Consider the following 20,095-nt stretch of genomic DNA (forward strand, 5'->3'; position numbering starts at 1 on the left):
GTGAAGCAGGGTTCAATCTTTCGTGAGGAGCGACGAGTGGCGTACCGGCCCACCGAGAACACGCGACGCAGCGCGCAGGCGAAACGCGCCGCGATGCTGTCGGCGGCGCGCGGTCTGGTCGCCGAGTCGGGATTCTCGGCCGCCACCGTCGCGGCGATCGCCGAGGGGAGCGGCGTCAGCGTCGGCTCGGTGTACTCGTACTTCGACAACCGGGACACACTGCTCGCCGAGGTGTTCCGAGACACGGCCGAGTACGAGTTCGCGCGGGTGTCGGCGGCGGTCGACGCCGCGGACTCGCCGGTGGCGCGGCTCGACGCGCTGATCGTCACCTTCGCCGAACGTGCGCTGCGCGGGCGTCGCCTCGCGTGGTCGCTGCTGTTCGAGCCGGTGATCCCCGCCGTCGACGCGCAACGGCTGCGTCTACGGCGGTGGTACCGCGACCTCGGTGCGCAGGTGATCGACGATGGCGTGGCGGCCGGTGTGTTCATTCCCCAGGACGCCGGGGTCACCGCGTCCGCGCTGCTCGGCGCGATCTCCGAATCGCTCGTCGGTGCGCTGAACCCCGACATCGCGCCGCCGGTCGCCGACGATCCCGACGCCCTGCTCGACACCATCCGCGCGTTCTGCTTCCGAGCCCTGGGCGCCACTGAGAAGGAGAGGTCATGACCGCAACCCACGAGGTGTTCAATCAGGCGCCGCCGCGCGTCGACGTCAACGAGTACCTGAGCAATCGTCCACTGACCGAGGCCGTCGAGGCCTACGGTGCGGGGTGGGCCGACGAGCGTCTCGCCGCCGCGGGCGCCCTCGTCGGTCGCGCCGACTTCCAACGGGACGCCGATCTCGCCAACACGATCACACCGACGCTGCACACGCACGACAGATGGGGCAATCGCGTCGACGAGGTCGAGTTCCACCCGGCGTACCACCGGATCATCGGCGATGCGATCGCACACGGCGCGCATACGAGCTGTTGGGCCGATCCGCGCGCGGGCGCACACGTGGCCCGCGCCGCGATGTTCACCCAGTTCGGTCAGATCGAGCCAGGGCACGCCTGCCCGGTCAGCATGACGCACGCCGTCGTCCCGTCGCTGCGCATCGACCCGGTGCTCGCCGAGCGGTGGGTGCCCCGCACCCTGTCGACCGACTACGACCCGAGCCTGGCCGATCCGGCCAAACCGTCCGCGATCTTCGGCATGGCGATGACCGAGAAGCAGGGCGGTTCGGACATCCGTGCCAACACCACGCGGGCCACCGACAACGGCGACGGCACGTATCGGATCACCGGCCACAAGTGGTTCTGCTCGGCGCCGCAGTCGGACGCGTTCCTCGTCCTGGCCAAGACCGAGCCGGGGGTCACCTGCTTCGTCGTCCCGCGCACCCTTCCCGACGGCACGCGCAACGTCTTCGCGATCCAGCGGCTCAAGGACAAACTCGGCAACAAGTCGAACGCGTCCAGCGAGATCGAGTTCTCGGACACGATCGGATGGCGTCTGGGCGACGAGGGCGCGGGCGTCCGCACGATCATCGAGATGGTCAATCAGACCCGCCTGGACTGTGCGCTCGGCAGTGCCGCGGGCATGCGCCAGTCGGTCGCCGAGGCCGCGTGGCACGTGCGCAACCGCTCCGCGTTCGGGGCGACGCTCATCGATCAGCCGGCGATGACCGCGGTGATCGCCGATCTGCAACTCGAAGCCGAGGCGGCCACCTGGACGGCGATGCGCCTGGCCGCGGCCTACGACGACGACTCCGACCAGTCGCAGGCCTTCCGGCGCCTGGCGACCGCCGTCGGCAAGTACTGGGTGTGCAAGCGCGGCCCCAACCACGCCTATGAGGCGCTCGAATGCCTCGGCGGCAACGGCTACACGGAGGCGTTCCCGCTGGCCCGCCGATTCCGCGAGCAGCCGGTGATGGCGGTGTGGGAGGGATCGGGCAATGTGATCGCGCTCGACGTGCTGCGCGCCATGGTCCGTGATCCGCTGTCGGTGGAGGCGCTCGACGCGGAGTTCGACCTCGCCCTCGGACAGCACCACGGTTACGACCTGCACGTGGAACGGACCCGCAAGCTCGTCGCGCAGGCGGGCGCCGACCCCGCCGGGGCGCCCGCCATCGCCCGCAGGCTCACCGAGTCGTTGGCCCTGGCGTTGCAGGGCTCCATTCTGATCCGGCAGGCGCCGTCGGTCGTGGCGGACGCCTTCGTCGCGGGCCGACTCGAGGACGCCGGACAGATGTACGGGGTGCTCGACCCCCGCTTGGACCTCGCCGCGATCGCCGCGCGCGCCTGAGGTGCGGTGTCGCCCGTCGTAACACGCCCGAAATACCGGACCGCCGGGTGTGACCGGGCGGAAACACGAGCGCACCGGTCAGGAAATCTGCACGCGAGAACCTTTCCTCACACGTCGAACACCGACGGGTGAGGAGGTTTGCGGAAAGTGAATGCAGCATTGCCGGACGACGTGTTCGGCGCCATCGACACCGGGAACACGGCCTGGGTCATCGTGAGCGCGGCTCTCGTGCTTCTGATGACTCCCGCGCTGGCGTTCTTCTACGGCGGACTGACCCGTGCCAAAGCGGTCCTGAACATGATGATGATGTCGTTCGGGGCACTCGGCGCGGTGACCGTCGTCTACGTCCTGTGGGGATTCTCGATGTCGTTCGGGAACACGCTCACCGGCAGCGGCGACATCGCGGGTATCTTCTCCAATCCGTTCGCGCTCTTCGGATCCGACCAGTTGACACAGGCACGAGAGGTCGGGGACGCCACCCACGTCGTGGTGTGGGGGACCACCGGCATCCCGGCGTTGGTCTTCATGGCGTTCCAGTTGACGTTCGCGGTCCTGACCGTGGCCCTGATCAGCGGCGCGGTGGCCGAGCGCGTCAAGTTCTCGACGTGGATCGTCTTCGCCGTCGCGTTCTCGACCATCGTCTACTTCCCGCTCGCCCACATGGTGTGGGGCGGCGGTCTGTTGTCGGGCTCGGAGGACGGTATCGCGGCGTGGATGTTCGGCACCACCGACGGTGCGGCGACCGTCGCGCCGATCGACTTCGCCGGCGGCACCGTCGTGCACATCAACGCCGGCATCGCCGCGTTGGTCCTCGCGCTGGTCGTGGGACAGCGGCGCGGATTCGGACGCACCGCGTTCCGCCCGCACAACATCCCGTTCGTGATGCTCGGCGCGGCGCTCCTGTGGTTCGGCTGGTTCGGCTTCAACGCGGGGTCGGAACTGGCCGCGGACGCGACCGCCGGTCTGGTGTGGATCAACACCGTCGCCGGTACCGCCGCGGCGATGGTCGGCTGGCTCGCCGTGGAGTGGTTCCGCGACAAGCACGCGACCAGTGTGGGCGCGGCATCCGGCGTCGTCGCGGGTCTCGTCGCGATCACCCCGGCCTGCGGGGCGTTGACCCCGCTGGGTTCGCTGCTCCTCGGGCTGGTGGCCGGCGGACTGTCGGCGTTGGCGATCGGACTCAAGTACCGCTTCGGATTCGACGATTCGCTCGACGTGGTCGGCGTGCACCTGGTGTCCGGTCTGTGGGGCACGATCGGCATCGGTCTGCTCGCCAAGGACACCGGTCTGCTCTACGGCCACGACGCTCGTCAGCTCGCGGTCCAGACGGTCATCGCGGTGGTCGCACTCGCGTTCACCGGTGTGCTGACCGCGGCCATCGCGTTCGCTCTCAAACCGCTGGGCTGGCGCGTCGATCGCGAAGCCGAATTCAGCGGCATCGACGCAGCTGAGCACGCGGAGAGTGCGTATGAGACCGCATAGGGGCGCCGAACCCGTTGCGGGAGGGCGGCAATCGCGCACTAGGCTCGAAGGAGAGGGAAGGTTCAAACCATGAAGCTGATCACCGCAATCGTCAAGCCGTTCACGCTCGAAGACATCAAGGCGGCCCTGGAACAGGTCGGCATCGTCGGCATGACCGTCAGCGAGGTGCAGGGCTACGGCCGGCAGAAGGGGCACACCGAGGTGTACCGCGGTGCCGAGTACGCGGTCGACTTCGTCCCCAAGGTCCGCGTCGAGGTGGTCGTCGACGACGATCTCATCGATCAGGTCACCGAGACCATCGTCGACGCCGCGCGCACCGGCAAGATCGGCGACGGGAAGGTCTGGGTGACACCGGTGGACACGATCATCCGGGTGCGGACCGGTGAACGCGGACCCGACGCGATCTAGCGCCCAGGCGCTCGCGGACTCGCGGGACGGCCTGTTGCGCGGTGAGGTCCACGGACAGGATCTGCGCGATGCGCTCGCGGATCGGACCGAGGGCTGGCTGGTCGATCGGGCCGCCGAGCTCGGGGTGGTCGACGGCGGCGGTTTCGCGATCGTTGCGGTCGGCAGCCTGGGCCGTCGGGAGTTGGTCGGCCACTCCGATCTGGATCTGATCCTGGTTCACGACGACCGGAACCGCGACCGACTGTCCGAGGTCGCGGACGGTTTCTGGTATCCGATCTGGGACGCAGGCATCGGTCTCGACCACAGCGTTCGGTCGGTCCCGGAGGCCATGAAGGTCGCACGCGAGGACGTGACGGCCGCGCTGGGTCTGCTCGACGCGCGGTTCGTCGCGGGCGACGAAGACCTCGCCGCGCTGATGATCTCGTCGGTGCGGGCGCTGTGGCGGGCCGAAGCGCGGATGCGACTGCCCGAGGTGATCGACGGCGCCCGCGCTCGGTGGGACCGGACCGGCGACATCGCGCATCGCGCCGAACCCGATCTGAAGAACGGCCGCGGCGGTCTCCGCGACGTGCAACTGCTCGACGCCCTCGCCCTCGCCCATCTCACCGACGGTCTAGGGCGCCTCGACCCGGGACGGCCGGAGTCGCCGCTCCGCGCGGCGTACGACGACCTGCTCGCCGTGCGCACCGAACTCCACCTGATCGCCGGGCGGTCCCGCGATCAGGTGCGGGCCCAGGACGCCGACGAGATCGCCGCGGTGCTCGAGGTCGGCGACCGCTTCGACCTCGCCCGCATGATCAGCGGTGCGGCGCGCACCGCGTCGTACGCCGTCGACGCCGGACTGCGGACCGCGCAGAACGCCGTCGGTCGCCGCGGCCTGTCTCGGCTGCGGCGGATGCCGATGCGCAGGCCATTGGACGAGGGCGTGGTGGAACACGGCGGAGAGGTGGTGCTCGCCAAGACCGCGATGCCCAGCGGCGACCCCGGGCTGGTGCTGCGTGTGGCGAGCGCCTCGGCGCGCAACCGGTTGCCGATCAACGCGTCGGTGTTGTCGCGGCTGGCGGCCTACGCGGCGCCGATTCCGGAGCCGTGGCCCGCCGAGGACCTGTCTGAGCTCCTGGTGCTGTTGGCCTCCGGCGACGATCTCATCGACGCCGTCGAAGCATTGGACGCGACCGGTCTGTGGGAGCGGATTCTTCCGGAGTGGGCCGCGATCCGCGATCTGCCGCCGCGCGACGCGGTGCACACGTGGACCGTCGACCGACATCTCATGGAGGCGGTCGCACAGGCCGGGGCGCTCACGACGAGTGTGTCGCGCCCGGACCTGCTGCTGCTCGCGGCGCTGTTGCACGACATCGGCAAGGGGCGCGGCCGGGACCACAGCGAGGTCGGCGCCGAACTGGCGGCCGGTGTCGCCGAGCGCCTGGGGCTGTGGCCGGAGGATCGTCGCCTGCTCGTGGAGGCGGTGCGTCTGCATCTGCTGCTGCCGCGTGTCATCACTCGCCGCGACGTGAACGATCCGGCGACCGTCGCGTGGGTCGCCGACCAGGTCGGACACGACGGTGTCCTCGTGGAGTTGCTCGGCGCACTCGCCGAGGCGGACTCTCGTGCGACCGGTCCCGGAGTGTGGGGCGAGTGGAAGGCGACGCTGATCGGCAGGCTGGTCGAGCGTGTGGTCGAGCACCTGGGCGGTCGGCCCGTTCCGGCGCCCCAGCCGCTCGATCCGCGGGTGCTGGCGCGGGCCGAGGTCGGCGGGGTGCAGGTGCACGCCGAGCCGGGCGAGAGTCCGAGCACGACCGTGGTGACGATGATCGCGCCGGACGGTGCGGGCATGCTGTCGAAGATGGCCGGAGTGCTCGCCCTGGCCGGTCTGCAGGCGCATTCGGCGACGGTCGACACGCACGCCGGCCATGCGATCGACCGGTTCGTCGTGGCTCCGACGTTCGGCGGTCCGCCCGACGCCGTCGTTCTGCGGCAACGCCTGGTCGCGGCCGTCGACGGCGCGATCGACGTGCACGAGGTGCTCGCCGAGCGGGCGTCCGCGCGGGTCGCACCGGCGCGGACGGGGCGCGCCGGAGTCCCGGCGTCCCGGGCGGTGGCGCCGCCCCGTGTGGAGTGGCTCCGCGACGACGGGACCGGGCACGATCTGCTCGAGCTGCGCGCCCGTGACGACGAGGGGCTGCTGGCCCGCGTGTCGGCGGGACTCGAACTCGCCGGAGCCGATGTCGTCTGGGCGACGGTGTCGACCATGGGCGCCACCGCCGTCGACACGTTCTGTGTGCGGCTGCCGGACGACTCGACGGCGACCCGCGAGTCGGTGGCGGCCGCGGTGCTGGCGGCGTGCTGAGGAGCGTCGGCGGAACGGCTGTCATTCGATCGGATTACGCTGGTCAGCAGCGATTCTATTCGCCGCCGCAGTGGGGTAGTTTTCGTGCCATGACTGATCCGAACGCGAACTTCCAGCCCGGCCAGCAGCCCCCGTTCCCGGGCCAGCAGCCGCCCCCGTACCCGCAGGGACAGCAGCCGCAGTTCGCTCCGGCCGGCATGCCGCCGGGACCGGGTCATCATGCTCCGGCGACGTTCTTCGTCCGCTCGTTCGATCAGGAGTTGGGTCCGTACGATCTGCCGACCCTCGCGCAGATGGCGGCGAACCGTCAGCTCAGGCCCGAGGACGGGGTCCGCGCGTCGAACGGCCAGCAGTACCAGCCGGCGTCGTCGCTGCCGGGAGTGTTCTCCGACAAGGAGTGGATGACCGCACTGTTGCTGTCGCTGTTCCTCGGCGGTCTCGGCATCGACCGCTTCTATCTCGGCTACAGCGGCCTGGGCGTCGCCAAACTCCTCACCCTCGGAGGCTGCGGCGTGTGGGCTCTCATCGACCTCGTGCTGATCGCGATGCGCAACGTGCCCGACTCGGACGGCCGGGCGCTCCGCTGACCGATGACGGACTTCGCTGATCCGGTCCCTCCGCCGACCTCGTCTCCGCAACCGGGGCGGCGGCCGGGCGTGCTCATACGGGGGACGTCGGAGTCGGCGCTGCTGACGTCGCTCGGAATCGGCGCGGTCGTCGTAGGCGCGTGTGTTCCGACGTCCGCGGTCGGCGACGGACCCGTGCTCTGTCCGTTCCGGCGTCTCACCGGGCTGCCGTGTCCGGGGTGCGGGCTGACCCGCTCGTTCGTCTACACGATGCACGGCGACCTGCCGGCCGCTTTCGCCGCGCACGCGTTCGGGCCGCCGTTGGTCGCGTTCAGTCTCGTCGCGGCGGTGACGGCCGTCGTCCGTCGTCGCCGGGGTCACGGTGCGGTGGACCTGCGTCGGGCGGTGCGGCATCCGCTCGTCGTCGTCGCGGTGATCGCCTGGCTCGGTTACGCGGTGGCGCGCGCGGCGGTCGGCACGTGACCGGTTCACCGGTCGAGTCGACGCGCTCGGCGACCGCGCCGACGGGGACGCCGTCGGGCATGGAAAGATGGAGGAATGTTCGAATCCCTTTCTGACCGGTTGACAGGTGCGCTGAAGGATCTGCGCGGCAAGGGTCGACTGACCGACGCCGACGTGGATGCGACGGCGCGGGAGATCCGGCTCGCGTTGCTCGAAGCCGATGTGTCGCTGCCCGTCGTCCGTGCGTTCATCTCGCGGATCAAGGAGCGTGCCAAGGGCGCTGAGGTGTCGGCGGCGCTGAACCCGGCACAGCAGATCGTCAAGATCGTCAACGAGGAACTCGTCGGGATCCTCGGCGGCGAGACCCGCCGCATCCAGCTCGCGAAGACCCCGCCGACGGTCATCATGCTCGCCGGCCTCCAGGGCGCCGGTAAGACGACGCTGGCCGGGAAGCTGTCGCACTGGCTGAAGGAGCAGGGGCACACACCGCTTCTCGTCGCCTGTGACCTGCAGCGTCCGGGCGCGGTTCAGCAGCTGCAGATCGTCGGCGAACGAGCGGGCGTCCCGGTGTTCGCACCGCATGCGGGCACCAATGTCGGCGGAGAGGGCGAACTCGGCGTCGACGGTTCGAAGGAAGCCGTCGAGGTGGCTCAGGCCGGTCTCGAGCACGCGCGCGCCCGACAGTACGACGTTGTCATCATCGACACCGCCGGTCGTCTCGGCATCGACGCCGAGCTGATGAAGCAGGCCTCGGACATCCGCGACGCCACGAATCCCGACGAGGTCCTGTTCGTCCTCGACGCGATGATCGGTCAGGACGCGGTCAGCACGGCCCAGGCGTTCGCCGAGGGCGTCGACTTCACCGGTGTGGTCCTGACCAAGCTCGACGGCGACGCCCGCGGTGGCGCCGCCCTGTCGGTCCGCGAGATCACCGGCCGCCCGATCATGTTCGCCTCCACCGGTGAGAAGCTCGAGGACTTCGACGTCTTCCACCCGGATCGCATGGCCGGTCGCATCCTCGGCATGGGCGACGTCCTCTCGCTGATCGAGCAGGCCGAACAGCACTTCGACGAGGCCGAGGCACAGCGGACGGCCGAGAAGATCAGCCAGGGCGAACTCACCCTGGAGGACTTCCTCCAGCAGATGCTGATGATCCGGAAGATGGGTCCGATCGGGAACCTCTTGGGCATGCTGCCCGGTGCGGGCGACATGAAGGAAGCGCTCTCGCAGGTCGACGACAAGCAACTCGACAAGATCCAGGCGATCATCCGCGGTATGACGCCCGAGGAGCGCGCCAACCCGAAGATCATCAACGCCTCCCGCCGCATCCGCATCGCCAACGGCTCCGGCGTCACCGTCACCGACATCAACCAGCTCGTCGACCGCTTCTTCGCGGCGCGCAAGATGATGTCCCAGATGTCCGGCCGCATGGGCATGGGCGGCGGCCAGCGGAAGAACAACCGCAAGGGCAAGAACAAGGGCGGCAAGAACAACCGCAAGGGCAAGAACAAGGGGCCGACGCCGCCGAAGGGCATGCGCGGCGGATTCCCCGGCATGCCGCCCGGCATGGGGATGCCGCCCGGCATGGACCTGTCGAACATGCCTCCGGGCCTCGACCAGCTCCCGCCCGGTCTCGAAGGCATCGACCTGAACAACCTGAAGTTCCCGAAGAAGTAGGAGCCCTCCCGTGGTGGCGCAGCGTTTCGCAGGCACCGATCCGTTCACCGGCGAACCGCTCGAGTTCTGGGTGTCCGGCGGAGTCGTCTCGTTCGACGAGGTTCCCGGCGCGGACACGGCGGTCGACGGCGGCTGGATCGTGCCGGGCCTCGTCGACGCCCACAACCATGTGGGCATCGCACCGGGGCTCGGCGTCACCATCGAACAGGCCCGCGGCCTCGCGTACCAGGACGTGCGGGCGGGCACGCTGCTGATCCGCGAGGTCGGTTCGCCGGTCGACACGCACCCGCTCGACGACGATCCGCGCTGCCCGCAGTTCCTGCGGGCCGGTAAGCACATCGCGCGGCCCAAGCGGTATCTGCGCGACTACGGCGTCGAACTCGACGATCCGGACGCTCTCGCGGCGGAGGTGGCGACGCAGGCGAAGGCGGGCGACGGCTGGGTGAAGCTCGTCGGCGACTGGATCGACCGATCCGTCGGCGATCTCGCCCCGCTGTGGACGCGGGAGCAGTTGGAGGCCGCCGTCGTCGCGGCGCACGAGAACGGCGCGCGGATCACCGCGCACGTGTTCGGCGCGGATGCGCTGCCCGACATCATCGGCGCGGGATTCGACTCGGTGGAGCACGGCACCGGGCTGAGCGAGGACCTCATCGACGAGATGGTGCGGCGCGACACGGCACTAGTGCCCACACTCATCCAGCTCGACACGTTCCCCGACATCGCCGACGGCGCCGACAGGTATCCCGTCTATCAGGCCAATATGCGCGCATTGCACGCCCGTGGTCGTGACACCGTCGCCAAGGCGCGGGAGGCCGGAGTCCGGATCTACGCGGGCACCGATGCGGGCGGCACGATCCGCCACGGTCGGATCGTCGACGAGATCGACGCGCTGACGCAGATCGGTTCGTCGCCGCTCGACGCGCTCTCGGTGGCGTCCGTGCGGCCCCGCGAATGGTTGGGCGTGGCAGGCATCGCCGACGGCGCGCGCGCCGACTTCCTCGTGCTCGACAGCGACCCGTCACGCGACCTGTCGACGCTGCGCCGTCCCGTGCACATCGTGTGCTCGGGGGAGAAGGTGGCGTGACGGCGGACCTCAGAGCACGATCTGGCCGATGCCGATGGCGATGAGGAGCACGGTGACCAGCCAGCCCGCGGCCCTGGTGACCTTCTCCTGATTCGATCGGGCCCGCGCGAACACGCGGCCGATCCACGAATGGGGGCGCGCTCGGACGATGACGAGGGCCAGACCGGCGAGGAACGGCAGGATCAGCGCGACGCTCGCGTACAGGAACAGGCCCAGATACTGGTGCACGGTCGGTACGTCGCTCGCGGTCAACACCGCCAAGCCGGCGTAGAACGGCGCGGACGTCGCCGACTGGGCCACACCGAGCACGAGACCGACCACGACGGTGAGCGGCCCGGGACTCCGCAGCGGCTCGAGTATGCGGTCGACGAGGTCGGACGAGTCGCCGCCCCGCCACGTGAGGAATGCGGTCAGAGCGCCGGTCAGGATCAACAGGATGCCGAACAACGGTGATGCGATCACCGCGTCGACGACCGATTTGAGGCCGCCGAAGACGAGCATCACGAGAACGGCCGTGAGGAGAACGCCGAGCCAGTCCCCGATCAACAGCAGGGGAGCGGTCTTGCGGTACATGCCCGGCGCGAGCATGATCGCGAGGGCAACCAGCACACCGATGAGTAGAACGTTCACGGAGTCGACGAATGCGAGCGACAAAGCGTGCAGCATGGGCTCTCCGGGTCTCCGGTCCGTCGTGCGGCACCCGCCGATCGGCTGCCGATTCCGCTTCACGCTACCGTTTCGGAAACGCCGGGCGGCATTCGTGCACGTCCACGCGGGTGCCCCGGGCGAGCCATTTGGGTATCGGCCCCGATCTCTGGCAAAATCTATCGACGGTTCGTCGGAACCGGCTACGGCCGACCGGCGGTCACCCCGAAAGAGATCGCAAAACCGGGCTCGTCGACCATCGGCGGGTCGCTGAATTGCGCTGTGACACAAGGAGACGCCACATGGCCGTCAAGATCAAGCTCACCCGCCTGGGTAAGATTCGCAACCCGCAGTACCGCATCGTCGTCGCCGACGCGCGGACCCGTCGCAACGGTCGCGTCATCGAGACCATCGGCAAGTACCACCCGAAGGAAGAGCCGTCGCTGATCGAGGTCGACTCCGAGCGCGCTCAGTACTGGCTGGGTGTCGGCGCACAGCCGACCGAGCCCGTCGCCGCCATCCTCAAGGTGACCGGTGACTGGCAGAAGCACAAGGGTCTGCCGGGCGCCGAGGGCACCCTGAAGACCGCTGCCGAGAAGCCGTCCAAGCTCGACCTGTTCAACGCCGCGCTCGCCGCCGCCGAGAACGAGCCGTCGGTCGCCGCCACCACCGCCAAGAAGAAGGCCAAGAAGGCCGAGGAGAAGGCCGACGAGGCCGCTGCCGAGGCTCCCGCCGCCGACGAGGCCGGCGAGGACAAGGCGCAGGCGTGAGCACTGTCGTCGCCGACGCGGTGGAGCACCTGGTCCGCGGGATCGTCTCGAACCCCGACGACGTCCGCGTCGACCTGATCACCGGCCGTCGCGGCCGGATGGTCGAGGTCCACGTGAGCCCCGAGGACCTCGGCAAGGTGATCGGTCGCAACGGCCGCACCGCAACCGCGCTGCGCACCCTGGTCACCGGCATCGGTGGCCGCGGCATGCGCGTCGACATCGTCGACACCGACCGCTGACCGGGTCCATGGACCTCGTCGTCGGCCGCGTCGTCAAGACGCATGGCGTCCGCGGGGAGATCGTCGTCGACGTTCGCACCGACGACCCGCAGACGCGTTTCGCCGTCGGTGCACGCCTGCTCGGGCGTGCGCCGAAGGGCGCGGGTTCGACCGAATACACGGTGACAGCCGCCCGGAACCACTCCGGGCGGCTGTTGCTGTCGTTGCAGGGCGTGTCCGACCGCACCGCCGCGGACGCGTTGCGCGGCACCCTGTTCGTCGTCGACGCCGCAGACGTCGACTCCGGTGACGACCCCGACGAGTTCTACGATCACGAACTCGAAGGCGCCACCGTGGTGACCGTCGCGGGCGATCCGGTGGGGACCCTCGAATCGATTCTGCATCTGCCCGCGGGCGACGTCCTCGCGATCCGCACCGCGGACCGGCGCGAGGTGCTGGTTCCGTTCGTCCGCGCCATGGTTCCGACCGTGACGCGCGAGCGCATCGAGATCGACCCGCCCGACGGCCTCATCGACCTCGACGACGCCGTCTCGGAGCGTGACTGACCCGCGATGAAGCTCGATGTCGTCACGATCTTTCCGGAGTACCTCGAACCGTTGAAGGCCGCCCTCCTGGGCAAGGCCGTCGATGCGGGCATCCTCGAGTTCGGTGTCCACGATCTGCGGGAGTGGACCTACGACGTCCACCACAGCGTCGACGACGCCCCGTACGGCGGCGGTCCCGGCATGGTGATGAAGCCGCAGGTGTGGGGCGAGGCGCTCGACGCGGTGTGCCCCGACGACGCGCTGCTCGTGGTTCCGACGCCCGCGGGCCGCCCCTTCACCCAGGAGACCGCGCAGCGATGGTCCACCGAAGACCACCTCGTCTTCGCGTGCGGCCGCTACGAGGGCATCGACCAGCGTGTCTTCGACGACGCCGCCCGCCGCGTGCGCGTCGAAGAGGTCTCCCTCGGCGACTTCGTCCTCATCGGCGGCGAGGTCGCGGTGCTCGCGATGGTCGAGGCCACCACGCGTCTGATACCCGGTGTGATCGGCAACCCGCGGTCGCACCGAGAGGATTCGTTCTCCGACGGGCTTCTGGAAGGCCCCAGTTACACGCGTCCCCAGGTCTGGCGCGACCTCGAGGTGCCGCCGGTCCTGCTCTCCGGCGACCACGCGAGGGTCGCGGCCTGGCGGCGCGAGCAGTCGCTCGAACGCACCCGGGAACGACGTCCCGACCTACTGCCCTGATCCGCATGGCCCTCGGCGTGTCGCGGAACCCGACGGGGTCCCGGCGCGTCTGACCCTGTGTGGGGACAGTGTGGACGGATATCGAGGTGGCCCTCGAACGCATCGCCAGCATGGACTCGGCCGCCGCGCGCGCCGATGCGGCAGAGATCCTGCGGATCGTCGCCGCGGTGCGGACCGCCGCCGGTCGGCTCACCGAGGCGTTCACCCCGACGCCCGGACTGGCGGGCAGTGCCGCGCGCGCCGCCGAAGGAGCCGCGGCCGATCTCGTGGATCGTCTGGCCGACACCGGCGAGCACCTGACCAAGGGCGGAGCGGTCCTCGGGCAGACGGCCGGAGTGCTCGCCTCGAGTGAGTCGATGCAGGGGCGCATCGCCGGCCTCTCCGTCGCTCGCCGGATGCCCGGAGGTCCCGGGATGGCCGATCGCGTCAGCGCGGCCGTGCACCAGTTGATGGCGGCGACGTACAACGCGCCGATGGCGGGCAACTCGTCGAGCGTCGAGAACGCCGCGCGAGATCGACCGACCGAACGGCGCGACCGCGTGTCGGGCACGCTGCCGGGCGGGGTCGACGGCATCGCCGGGACGCGCGTCGACGCGGTGACGGGACCGTCCGCACTCTCGGCGTCCGGCGATGTCGGGACCGGGCGCGTGTTCGCCGGGCCCGTGTTCGCTGACGGTGCCGTGACGCCGCCGACCGGGAGCGGCGCGGGCGGGACTCCGACCGTCGGGCCCGCGGGCCCGGCCCCGACGGCGTCGTCGATGGACACGCCGACGCCGTCTCCGTCGGTGGAATCCGTGATCGGCGGGGAGGGGCCGTCGGGCGCGGCGCCCGCGTCCAGTGCTCCGGCGCCCGTCCCGTCGACGGCCCGACCGTCGTCGACGACCGGTTCGACGATTCGACCGACCACTGGGTGGACGCTCGGGGCGACGAACGGATCGACCGACGGGGACGCGCCGCCGTTCGTGCCGCTCGGCGGACCGCCGACCGTGCCGGGCGCACCGTCGCAGACCTCGGTGGCCCCGCGCGCGGTGGCGACCGTCGCACCGCAGACCGGGGGACCGTCGGCACAGCCGGTGTCGACGGCTCGGACAGCGTCCGCGACGCCCGCGGCGGGTCCCGGTGCGGTCCGCCGCAACGATGAGGACCGCGCGCGGCCGACGGCGGGCTACCTGCGATCGTTGCGCGAGGGCGAACTCCTGCTCGGCTCCACTCCGATGGTGACGCCCGCGGTGCTCGCACCGCCGACCGGCGCCGTCGAGTCCGCACCGGTCGCCGATGCGGAGGTGGAGCAGGAGATCGATCGCACGCTGTGACCCGTATCGGCGGCGATTTCGCATGCGGGGAATCTTCTGGCAGAATATCTCAGGTTGCCTGTGCCGATCGAGTCCTCGGTCGCGCAGTGCACGAAGACCAGTGATTCGGGTACGAACCGGTCGAACCCCCGCAGTCCACTGCGAGCGGGCCGCCAGGTTCCTCTGCCTCACCGAACGAACGGACCTGACATGAACACCCTCGACTTCCTCGACAAGCAGTCGCTTCGCGACGATGTGCCCGACTTCGGCCCCGGCGACACCCTCGACGTACACGTCAAGGTCATCGAGGGCACCAAGGAGCGCATCCAGGTGTTCAAGGGCGTCGTGATCCGTCGCCACGGCGGCGGCGTCCGCGAGACCTTCACCGTCCGCAAGGTGTCGTTCGGCGTCGGTGTGGAGCGTACCTTCCCGGTGCACAGCCCGAACATCGCGAAGATCGAGGTCATCACCCGCGGTGACGTCCGTCGCGCCAAGCTGTACTACCTGCGCGATCTGCGCGGTAAGGCCGCCAAGATCAAAGAGAAGCGCTGATCTGACGCCCCTGTACGTCATTTCACGGCGGCCCCGGACCTCCTCGGTCCGGGGCCGCCGTCGTGTTCGCTAGGCTGTCTGGGTGGAAGACAACACCGACGACGACCAGAAGTTCGTCATCAAGGACGACGATGGCGCCGACGACGAGAAGTCGTCGGGGTGGAGCAAGCTCGTCAAAGAGGTCGCCGTCGTGGTCGCGATCGTGCTGGTGCTGATGTTCGTCTTCACTCAGTTCTTCTTCCGCCAGTACATGGTGCCGTCGGAGTCGATGGAGTCCACGCTGCACGGCTGCGCCGGCTGCACCAACGACCGGATCATCATCGACAAGATCTCCTACCGGTTCAGCGATCCGAAGCCGGGCGACGTCATCGTCTTCAAGGCCCCGTCGGAGTCGTGGGACGGCATGTGGGAGTCGCCGCGGTCGTCGAACGCGGTGGTGCACAAGATCCAAGACGTGCTCTCCTGGTTCGCCCTCTCGCCGCCGGACGAGAACAACCTCGTCAAACGCGTGATCGCGACCGGCGGGCAGACCGTGGAATGCCATAACGCCGACGGCAAGGGCGTCACGGTGAACGGCAAGCCGCTCGACGAGCCGTACATCGACCGGGAACTGCAGACGCAGACGTCCACCGACACCGACGGGGTGCTCGGCGCCGGATCGTGCTACGGCGACGACTTCGGTCCGGTCACCGTGCCCGACGGCAACGTGTGGGTGATGGGAGACAACCGGTCCAGTTCGGCCGACTCCCGCTTCCACCAGGAGGATCAGTATCACGGCACGGTGCCGGTCTCGGACATCCGCGGCAAGGTCCGTTGGATCGTCTACCCGTTCTCGCGCTTCGGCGGCGTCGGCGACCACGACCCGCAGGGCTGATCCGTCCGGACGTCGTAGATCATGAGTCGTACCGATCGTTGGCCGCCGCGTTCTCCCGTGCGCAGGGCGGCGTCGCTGCGGACGCTGGAGTTCACGTTGGCGCGTCATCGGCTCGGCCCCGTGGCCGGAGTCGACGAGGCCGGTCGTGGGGCGTGTGCCGGCCCGCTCGTCGTCGCGGCCTGCGTGCTCGGCACATCGCAACTCAAGTCGCTGGCCGATCTCGACGACTCGAAGAAGCTCTCGGAGGCCACCCGCGAGCGGTTGTTCGACGCGGTGACCCGCCACGCGGTCAGCTACGAGGTCGTCGTGATCCCGGCCGGCGAAGTCGACCGGATCGGCGTGCACGTGGCGAACATCGAGGGCATGCGACGGGCCGTCGCCGGCCTCGACGTGCCGCCGGGATACGTCCTGTCCGACGGCTTCAAGGTTCCCGGCCTGGGGGCGCCGTCGTTGCCGGTGATCGGAGGCGACGCGAACGCCGCGTGCATCGCCGCCGCGTCGGTGCTCGCGAAGGTCACACGCGACCGCATCATGGTGGAACTCGACGACACCGTCCCCGGCTACGACTTCGCCGTTCACAAGGGGTACAGCACGGCCCACCACATGTCTCGACTCGACGCGCTGGGGCCGTCGCGCGAGCACCGCATCTCGTACCGGAACGTCCGCGATAGGCTTGCATGATGAGCGCTGAAGATCTCGAGAAGTACGAAGCCGAGATGGAGCTGTCCCTGTACAAGGAGTACAAGGACATCGTCGGCCAGTTCACCTACGTCGTGGAGACCGAGCGCCGGTTCTACCTCGCGAACGGCGTCGACCTCATTCCGCGCAGCAGCGACGGCGAGGTCTACTTCGAGATCCACATGACCGACGCCTGGGTGTGGGACATGTACCGCCCGGCCCGCTTCGTCAAGCAGGTCCGGGTGGTCACCTTCAAGGACGTCAACGTCGAAGAGCTCGAGAAGTCGGAGCTTCGTCTGCCCGACGAGCCGTGATCGACCGCTGACGGCGAGTCCGGGAGATCTGAACCCGCAGGTGAATCTGTGCATGGCTTTCTCGTCGTCCACAGATCGGCGTTCGCGGCCGAAACCGTCTTCCGTCGGTCGGATGTGGGGGTCATCGTCGTGGCATGGGGGAGACAACCAGGCGCCCGGACCGGCGCAGAGAAATCGGTCGACTCGGCGAGGACGTGGCCGCCGAGTACATCGCGGGGCTCGGCTGGACGGTCCTGGACCGCAACTGGCGCACCCGGTACGGCGAACTCGATCTGATCGCGGCCGACGGCGACACGTTGGTGGTCGTCGAGGTCAAGACGCGCGCCAGTAGGACGTTCGACGATCCGGCCGCCGCGGTGACGCCGCAGAAGCTGCGGACCATGCGGCGGGTGACGCGCCAGTGGCTGTCCGAGCAGGACCGGTTCTGGCCGACGATCCGGTTCGACATCGTGTCGATCCGACTCGATCTCGCCGATCCGGACGACCTCGAACGCGCGACGCTGGCGCACCACACCGGCGTCGTCGACTAGGCCCGGCGATGACCACGCTGGGTCGGGTGCATTCGGTGGGGCTCAACGCGTTCGCCGCGGACGCCATCGAGATCCAGGCCAACATCAGCAGCGGGTTGCCCGGGTTCACCATCAGCGGCAGCGCGGACGCGTCGTTGAAGGAGGCCAAGGACCGGATCCGGGCGGCCATCGGCAACAGCGGTGTGACGTTTCCGGACAAGAAGGTCGTCGTCGCGCTGGCCCCGGCGAACCTGCCGAAGTCCGGTGCGGGTTTCGATCTTCCGATGGCGATCTCGATCCTGGTCGCGCTCGGTGCGGCGCAGACCGCGCTGCTCGGGGAGACGGTGCTGATCGGCGAGCTCGCGCTGGACGGCCGTCTGCGGCCGGTGCCGGGTGTGCTTCCGCTGCTGCTCGGGGCACGGGACGCGGGATTCACGCGGGCCGTCGTCCCGATCGCCAACGTTCGCGAGGCCACACTCGTCGACGGGCTCGAGATCGGCGGCGCGGACGCGCTCGCGGACGTCGTCGCCTGGCTCGCGGGCGAACGGGTCCTCGACACCGTGACCGACCACGACCCGGCGCCGCGAGCCCCGGTGATTCCGGACATGGCCGATGTCGTCGGACAACCGGCGGCCAGACATGCGCTGGAGGTCGCCGCGGCAGGCTCCCACCACATCCTGATGACGGGACCTCCGGGGATCGGCAAGACGATGCTGGCGAGCAGGCTCCCGGGCATCCTGCCGCCGCTCGACGCCGACGAATCGCTGGAGGTGACCGCGATCCACTCGGTCGCCGGCACCCTGCCCGCTCATCACCCGTTGATCCAGACGCCGCCGTTCATCGCCCCGCACCACAGCGCGAGCGTCACCGCGCTCCTCGGCGGAGGCACCGGAATGGCCAGACCCGGGGCGGTCTCCAAAGCACACCGCGGCGTCCTGTTCCTGGACGAGTGCGCCGAGATGGGCGCCAAAGTCCTCGATGCGCTCCGGCAGCCGCTCGAGGACGGCGTCGTCCGAGTGTCCCGGCGGGACGGGACCGCGGTGTATCCGGCGCGCTTCCAGCTGATCCTCGCCGCCAACCCGTGCCCGTGCGCTCCGGTCAACGACGTCGACTGCGTCTGCACGTCCATCGTCCGACGCCGTTACCTCGGACGACTGTCCGGTCCGTTGATGGACCGCGTCGACATCCGCGTGCAGATGGAGCCGCCCGGCAATGCGGCTCTGATGACCGAACAGGGCGAGTCGACGGCGGTCGTCGCGGCACGTGTCGCGCAGGCGCGGGGAGCGGCGCGCGATCGGTGGCGAGAACACCGGTGGCTGACGAACGCCGAGGTCCCCGGCAGCGCACTGCGGCGTCGATACCGGCTGGCGCCCGGCGCGATGCGACCCGTCGAGATGTTCCTCGGACAGGGACGGATCACCGCTCGCGGTGCCGATCGGGCCCTGCGACTGGCCTGGACCCTCGCCGATCTGCGAGGCGCCGCAATGCCCGACGTCGACGATGTGACCCAAGCACTCATGTACCGGGATCGGGGAACCAGATGAGCACGATGGACGACGCCGAACGCCGGGCGTGGGCGTATCTGACCGCGGTGGCCGAACCGCCCGCCGCATCGGTGATCGAGCTGGTGACCGCGGTCGGCGCGGTGGCCGCGGCCGACGCCGTCCGATCGCGGAAGGTCCCCGCCGGCCACCTCGCGGCGCTCGCCGCGACCGAGGCGAGGTATGCGACCGACACCGGTGAACGCGACGTCGAGACGGCCGACCGCATCGGCGCCCGTCTGGTGACGCCCGCCGACGAGGAGTGGCCCGCGTGGTCGTTGGCCGTACTCGACAGGGCGTCGACGGCCGTGCGTGGCGGCGGTCCCCTCGCGCTCTGGGCGCGCGGTCCCGGGTCGCTCGCCTCACTCGGCGACGCTGCCGTCGCGCTCGTCGGTTCGCGTGCCGCGTCGTCGTACGGGGAGTACGTCGCCGGTCGGTTCGCATCCGGACTCTCGGCGCAGGGGCGGACCGTCGTGTCCGGCGGCGCATACGGGATCGACGGTGCGGCGCACCGCGGCGCGCTGGCCGCGGGCGGGTTCACCGTCGCGGTCCTCGCGTGCGGCATCGACCGCGACTACCCGGCCGGTCATGCGCGCCTGCTCCAGGAGATCGCCGCGCGCGGTCTGATCGTGTCCGAGTACGCGCCGGGCACGACGGCGGCCAAGCACCGATTCCTCACGCGCAACCGGCTGGTGGCGGCGCTCGCGGGCGCGACGGTCGTCGTCGAGGCCGGTCGCCGGTCCGGTGCGGCGAACACGGCTGCCTGGGCCACCAGGCTCGGCCGTCCGTTGGGAGCGGTTCCCGGAGCGGTCACCAGCGCGACGTCGGTCGGCACGCACGCGATGATCGCGGACGGTCAGGCGGTCCTGGTCGCTGACGTCGACCAGGTCGCATCGCTCGTCGCGCCCGACGGGGAGGATCCGCGCGGCCGCGCGCCGACCCGTCGCACCGACGATTTGCCGCCCGATCAGTTCCGTGTGGTCGAAGCGCTGCCCGCCCGCGAGCCGATGTCGATCGACGAGATCTCCTTCCGCGCGGGCATTCCCGTCGACGCCGTCCGTCGCGCGCTGGCCGCGCTCGACGTCGAGACACTGGTCGAGGAGGACGGTGGTCTGTGGCGGCTGCGGCGGTGAATCCGCATCCG

22 protein-coding genes are annotated in these 20,095 nt (G+C 69.8%); 21 read left to right on the top strand and 1 reads right to left on the bottom strand.

The annotated features are described in order from the left end of the window. Positions 1-36: 36 nt before the first annotated feature. The 9 genes from BKA16_RS12775 (at position 37) to BKA16_RS12815 (ending at position 10,308) form a co-directional block, all read left to right on the top strand. A complete protein-coding gene (locus tag BKA16_RS12775; RefSeq protein ID WP_183371003.1) occupies positions 37-666 on the top strand; it encodes a TetR family transcriptional regulator in 630 nt (209 codons plus the stop codon). Further along, positions 663-2,282 carry an acyl-CoA dehydrogenase family protein gene (locus BKA16_RS12780; RefSeq protein ID WP_183371004.1) on the top strand — a complete coding sequence of 540 codons (1,620 nt, stop codon included), beginning with the start codon at positions 663-665 and terminating at the stop codon, positions 2,280-2,282. The genes BKA16_RS12775 and BKA16_RS12780 overlap by 4 nt, the downstream gene beginning before the upstream one ends. A gap of 147 nt (positions 2,283-2,429) precedes the next feature. After that, positions 2,430-3,764, top strand: coding sequence for an ammonium transporter (locus tag BKA16_RS12785; RefSeq protein ID WP_183371005.1), 1,335 nt, complete (start codon positions 2,430-2,432; stop codon positions 3,762-3,764). Positions 3,765-3,833: 69 nt separating this feature from the next. Next, positions 3,834-4,172: a P-II family nitrogen regulator gene (locus BKA16_RS12790; protein ID WP_183371006.1), complete on the top strand. Its 339-nt coding sequence runs from the start codon at positions 3,834-3,836 to the stop codon at positions 4,170-4,172. After that, a complete protein-coding gene (locus BKA16_RS12795; RefSeq protein WP_183371007.1) occupies positions 4,147-6,519 on the top strand; it encodes a [protein-PII] uridylyltransferase in 2,373 nt (790 codons plus the stop codon). Before BKA16_RS12790 ends, BKA16_RS12795 begins: the two co-directional genes overlap by 26 nt. 89 nt (positions 6,520-6,608) lie before the next feature. Next, the gene (locus BKA16_RS12800; RefSeq protein ID WP_246371757.1) at positions 6,609-7,106 is read left to right on the top strand and encodes an NINE protein; all 498 of its coding nucleotides are present in this window, start codon (positions 6,609-6,611) and stop codon (positions 7,104-7,106) included. Between the two features lie 69 nt (positions 7,107-7,175). Next, a complete protein-coding gene (locus BKA16_RS12805) occupies positions 7,176-7,568 on the top strand; it encodes a DUF2752 domain-containing protein (RefSeq protein WP_183371008.1) in 393 nt (130 codons plus the stop codon). Positions 7,569-7,643: 75 nt separating this feature from the next. After that, complete coding sequence (gene ffh / locus BKA16_RS12810; protein WP_183371009.1) at positions 7,644-9,224, top strand: signal recognition particle protein; 1,581 nt, start codon at positions 7,644-7,646, stop codon at positions 9,222-9,224. 13 nt (positions 9,225-9,237) lie between these two features. Next, positions 9,238-10,308: an amidohydrolase family protein gene (locus BKA16_RS12815; protein ID WP_183371010.1), complete on the top strand. Its 1,071-nt coding sequence runs from the start codon at positions 9,238-9,240 to the stop codon at positions 10,306-10,308. A gap of 9 nt (positions 10,309-10,317) precedes the next feature. Here the strand turns inward: BKA16_RS12815 and BKA16_RS12820 are convergent, their stop codons facing one another. Beyond that, positions 10,318-10,974, bottom strand: a complete 657-nt coding sequence (locus BKA16_RS12820) for a hypothetical protein (RefSeq protein ID WP_183371011.1) — start codon at positions 10,972-10,974, stop codon at positions 10,318-10,320. A gap of 281 nt (positions 10,975-11,255) precedes the next feature. On the opposite strand from BKA16_RS12820, the gene rpsP reads away from it, so the two are divergent. From rpsP to dprA, 12 genes are all read left to right on the top strand, one after another. After that, positions 11,256-11,723: a 30S ribosomal protein S16 gene (rpsP, locus tag BKA16_RS12825; protein ID WP_183371012.1), complete on the top strand. Its 468-nt coding sequence runs from the start codon at positions 11,256-11,258 to the stop codon at positions 11,721-11,723. Then, positions 11,720-11,962, top strand: coding sequence for an RNA-binding protein (locus BKA16_RS12830; protein ID WP_161896119.1), 243 nt, complete (start codon positions 11,720-11,722; stop codon positions 11,960-11,962). The genes rpsP and BKA16_RS12830 overlap by 4 nt, the downstream gene beginning before the upstream one ends. 8 nt (positions 11,963-11,970) lie before the next feature. After that, positions 11,971-12,507, top strand: a complete 537-nt coding sequence (rimM, locus tag BKA16_RS12835) for a ribosome maturation factor RimM (protein ID WP_183371013.1) — start codon at positions 11,971-11,973, stop codon at positions 12,505-12,507. A gap of 6 nt (positions 12,508-12,513) precedes the next feature. Beyond that, entirely contained in the window at positions 12,514-13,191 is a 678-nt protein-coding gene (gene trmD, locus BKA16_RS12840) for a tRNA (guanosine(37)-N1)-methyltransferase TrmD (protein ID WP_183371014.1), read from the top strand. Between the two features lie 86 nt (positions 13,192-13,277). After that, positions 13,278-14,504 (top strand): hypothetical protein, encoded by a 1,227-nt coding sequence (locus BKA16_RS12845; protein ID WP_183371015.1) that lies wholly within the window; start codon positions 13,278-13,280, stop codon positions 14,502-14,504. A 189-nt stretch (positions 14,505-14,693) separates the two neighbouring features. Continuing rightward, positions 14,694-15,035 carry a 50S ribosomal protein L19 gene (gene rplS / locus BKA16_RS12850; RefSeq protein ID WP_183371016.1) on the top strand — a complete coding sequence of 114 codons (342 nt, stop codon included), beginning with the start codon at positions 14,694-14,696 and terminating at the stop codon, positions 15,033-15,035. A gap of 82 nt (positions 15,036-15,117) precedes the next feature. Beyond that, complete coding sequence (lepB, locus tag BKA16_RS12855; protein ID WP_183371017.1) at positions 15,118-15,909, top strand: signal peptidase I; 792 nt, start codon at positions 15,118-15,120, stop codon at positions 15,907-15,909. Between the two features lie 21 nt (positions 15,910-15,930). Then, positions 15,931-16,590, top strand: a complete 660-nt coding sequence (locus tag BKA16_RS12860; protein ID WP_183371018.1) for a ribonuclease HII — start codon at positions 15,931-15,933, stop codon at positions 16,588-16,590. Then, complete coding sequence (locus BKA16_RS12865) at positions 16,590-16,901, top strand: DUF2469 domain-containing protein (protein ID WP_183371019.1); 312 nt, start codon at positions 16,590-16,592, stop codon at positions 16,899-16,901. The genes BKA16_RS12860 and BKA16_RS12865 overlap by 1 nt, the downstream gene beginning before the upstream one ends. 134 nt (positions 16,902-17,035) lie before the next feature. Further along, positions 17,036-17,431, top strand: coding sequence for a YraN family protein (locus BKA16_RS12870; protein WP_183371020.1), 396 nt, complete (start codon positions 17,036-17,038; stop codon positions 17,429-17,431). Between the two features lie 8 nt (positions 17,432-17,439). Then, a complete protein-coding gene (locus tag BKA16_RS12875; RefSeq protein ID WP_183371021.1) occupies positions 17,440-18,954 on the top strand; it encodes a YifB family Mg chelatase-like AAA ATPase in 1,515 nt (504 codons plus the stop codon). Continuing rightward, positions 18,951-20,084 (top strand): DNA-processing protein DprA, encoded by a 1,134-nt coding sequence (gene dprA, locus BKA16_RS12880; protein WP_183371022.1) that lies wholly within the window; start codon positions 18,951-18,953, stop codon positions 20,082-20,084. The genes BKA16_RS12875 and dprA overlap by 4 nt, the downstream gene beginning before the upstream one ends. Positions 20,085-20,095 lie beyond the last annotated feature (11 nt).

The organism is Gordonia humi, from assembly GCF_014197435.1.
Classification (GTDB): Bacteria; Actinomycetota; Actinomycetes; order Mycobacteriales; family Mycobacteriaceae; genus Gordonia; species Gordonia humi.

What these genes read in the sequence shown, in the direction of transcription:
- BKA16_RS12790 (WP_183371006.1), top strand. Translation starts at nt 3,834, where the DNA reads ATGAAGCTGATCACCGCAATCGTCAAGCCGTTCACGCTCGAAGACATC.
- BKA16_RS12780 (WP_183371004.1), top strand. Translation starts at nt 663, where the DNA reads ATGACCGCAACCCACGAGGTGTTCAATCAGGCGCCGCCGCGCGTCGAC.
- BKA16_RS12865 (WP_183371019.1), top strand. Translation starts at nt 16,590, where the DNA reads ATGAGCGCTGAAGATCTCGAGAAGTACGAAGCCGAGATGGAGCTGTCC.
- rimM (WP_183371013.1), top strand. Translation starts at nt 11,971, where the DNA reads ATGGACCTCGTCGTCGGCCGCGTCGTCAAGACGCATGGCGTCCGCGGG.
- BKA16_RS12860 (WP_183371018.1), top strand. Translation starts at nt 15,931, where the DNA reads ATGAGTCGTACCGATCGTTGGCCGCCGCGTTCTCCCGTGCGCAGGGCG.
- BKA16_RS12875 (WP_183371021.1), top strand. Translation starts at nt 17,440, where the DNA reads ATGACCACGCTGGGTCGGGTGCATTCGGTGGGGCTCAACGCGTTCGCC.
- ffh (WP_183371009.1), top strand. Translation starts at nt 7,644, where the DNA reads ATGTTCGAATCCCTTTCTGACCGGTTGACAGGTGCGCTGAAGGATCTG.
- BKA16_RS12870 (WP_183371020.1), top strand. Translation starts at nt 17,036, where the DNA reads ATGGGGGAGACAACCAGGCGCCCGGACCGGCGCAGAGAAATCGGTCGA.
- BKA16_RS12800 (WP_246371757.1), top strand. Translation starts at nt 6,609, where the DNA reads ATGACTGATCCGAACGCGAACTTCCAGCCCGGCCAGCAGCCCCCGTTC.
- rplS (WP_183371016.1), top strand. Translation starts at nt 14,694, where the DNA reads ATGAACACCCTCGACTTCCTCGACAAGCAGTCGCTTCGCGACGATGTG.
- trmD (WP_183371014.1), top strand. Translation starts at nt 12,514, where the DNA reads ATGAAGCTCGATGTCGTCACGATCTTTCCGGAGTACCTCGAACCGTTG.
- dprA (WP_183371022.1), top strand. Translation starts at nt 18,951, where the DNA reads ATGAGCACGATGGACGACGCCGAACGCCGGGCGTGGGCGTATCTGACC.
- BKA16_RS12820 (WP_183371011.1), bottom strand. Translation starts at nt 10,974, where the DNA reads ATGCTGCACGCTTTGTCGCTCGCATTCGTCGACTCCGTGAACGTTCTA.
- rpsP (WP_183371012.1), top strand. Translation starts at nt 11,256, where the DNA reads ATGGCCGTCAAGATCAAGCTCACCCGCCTGGGTAAGATTCGCAACCCG.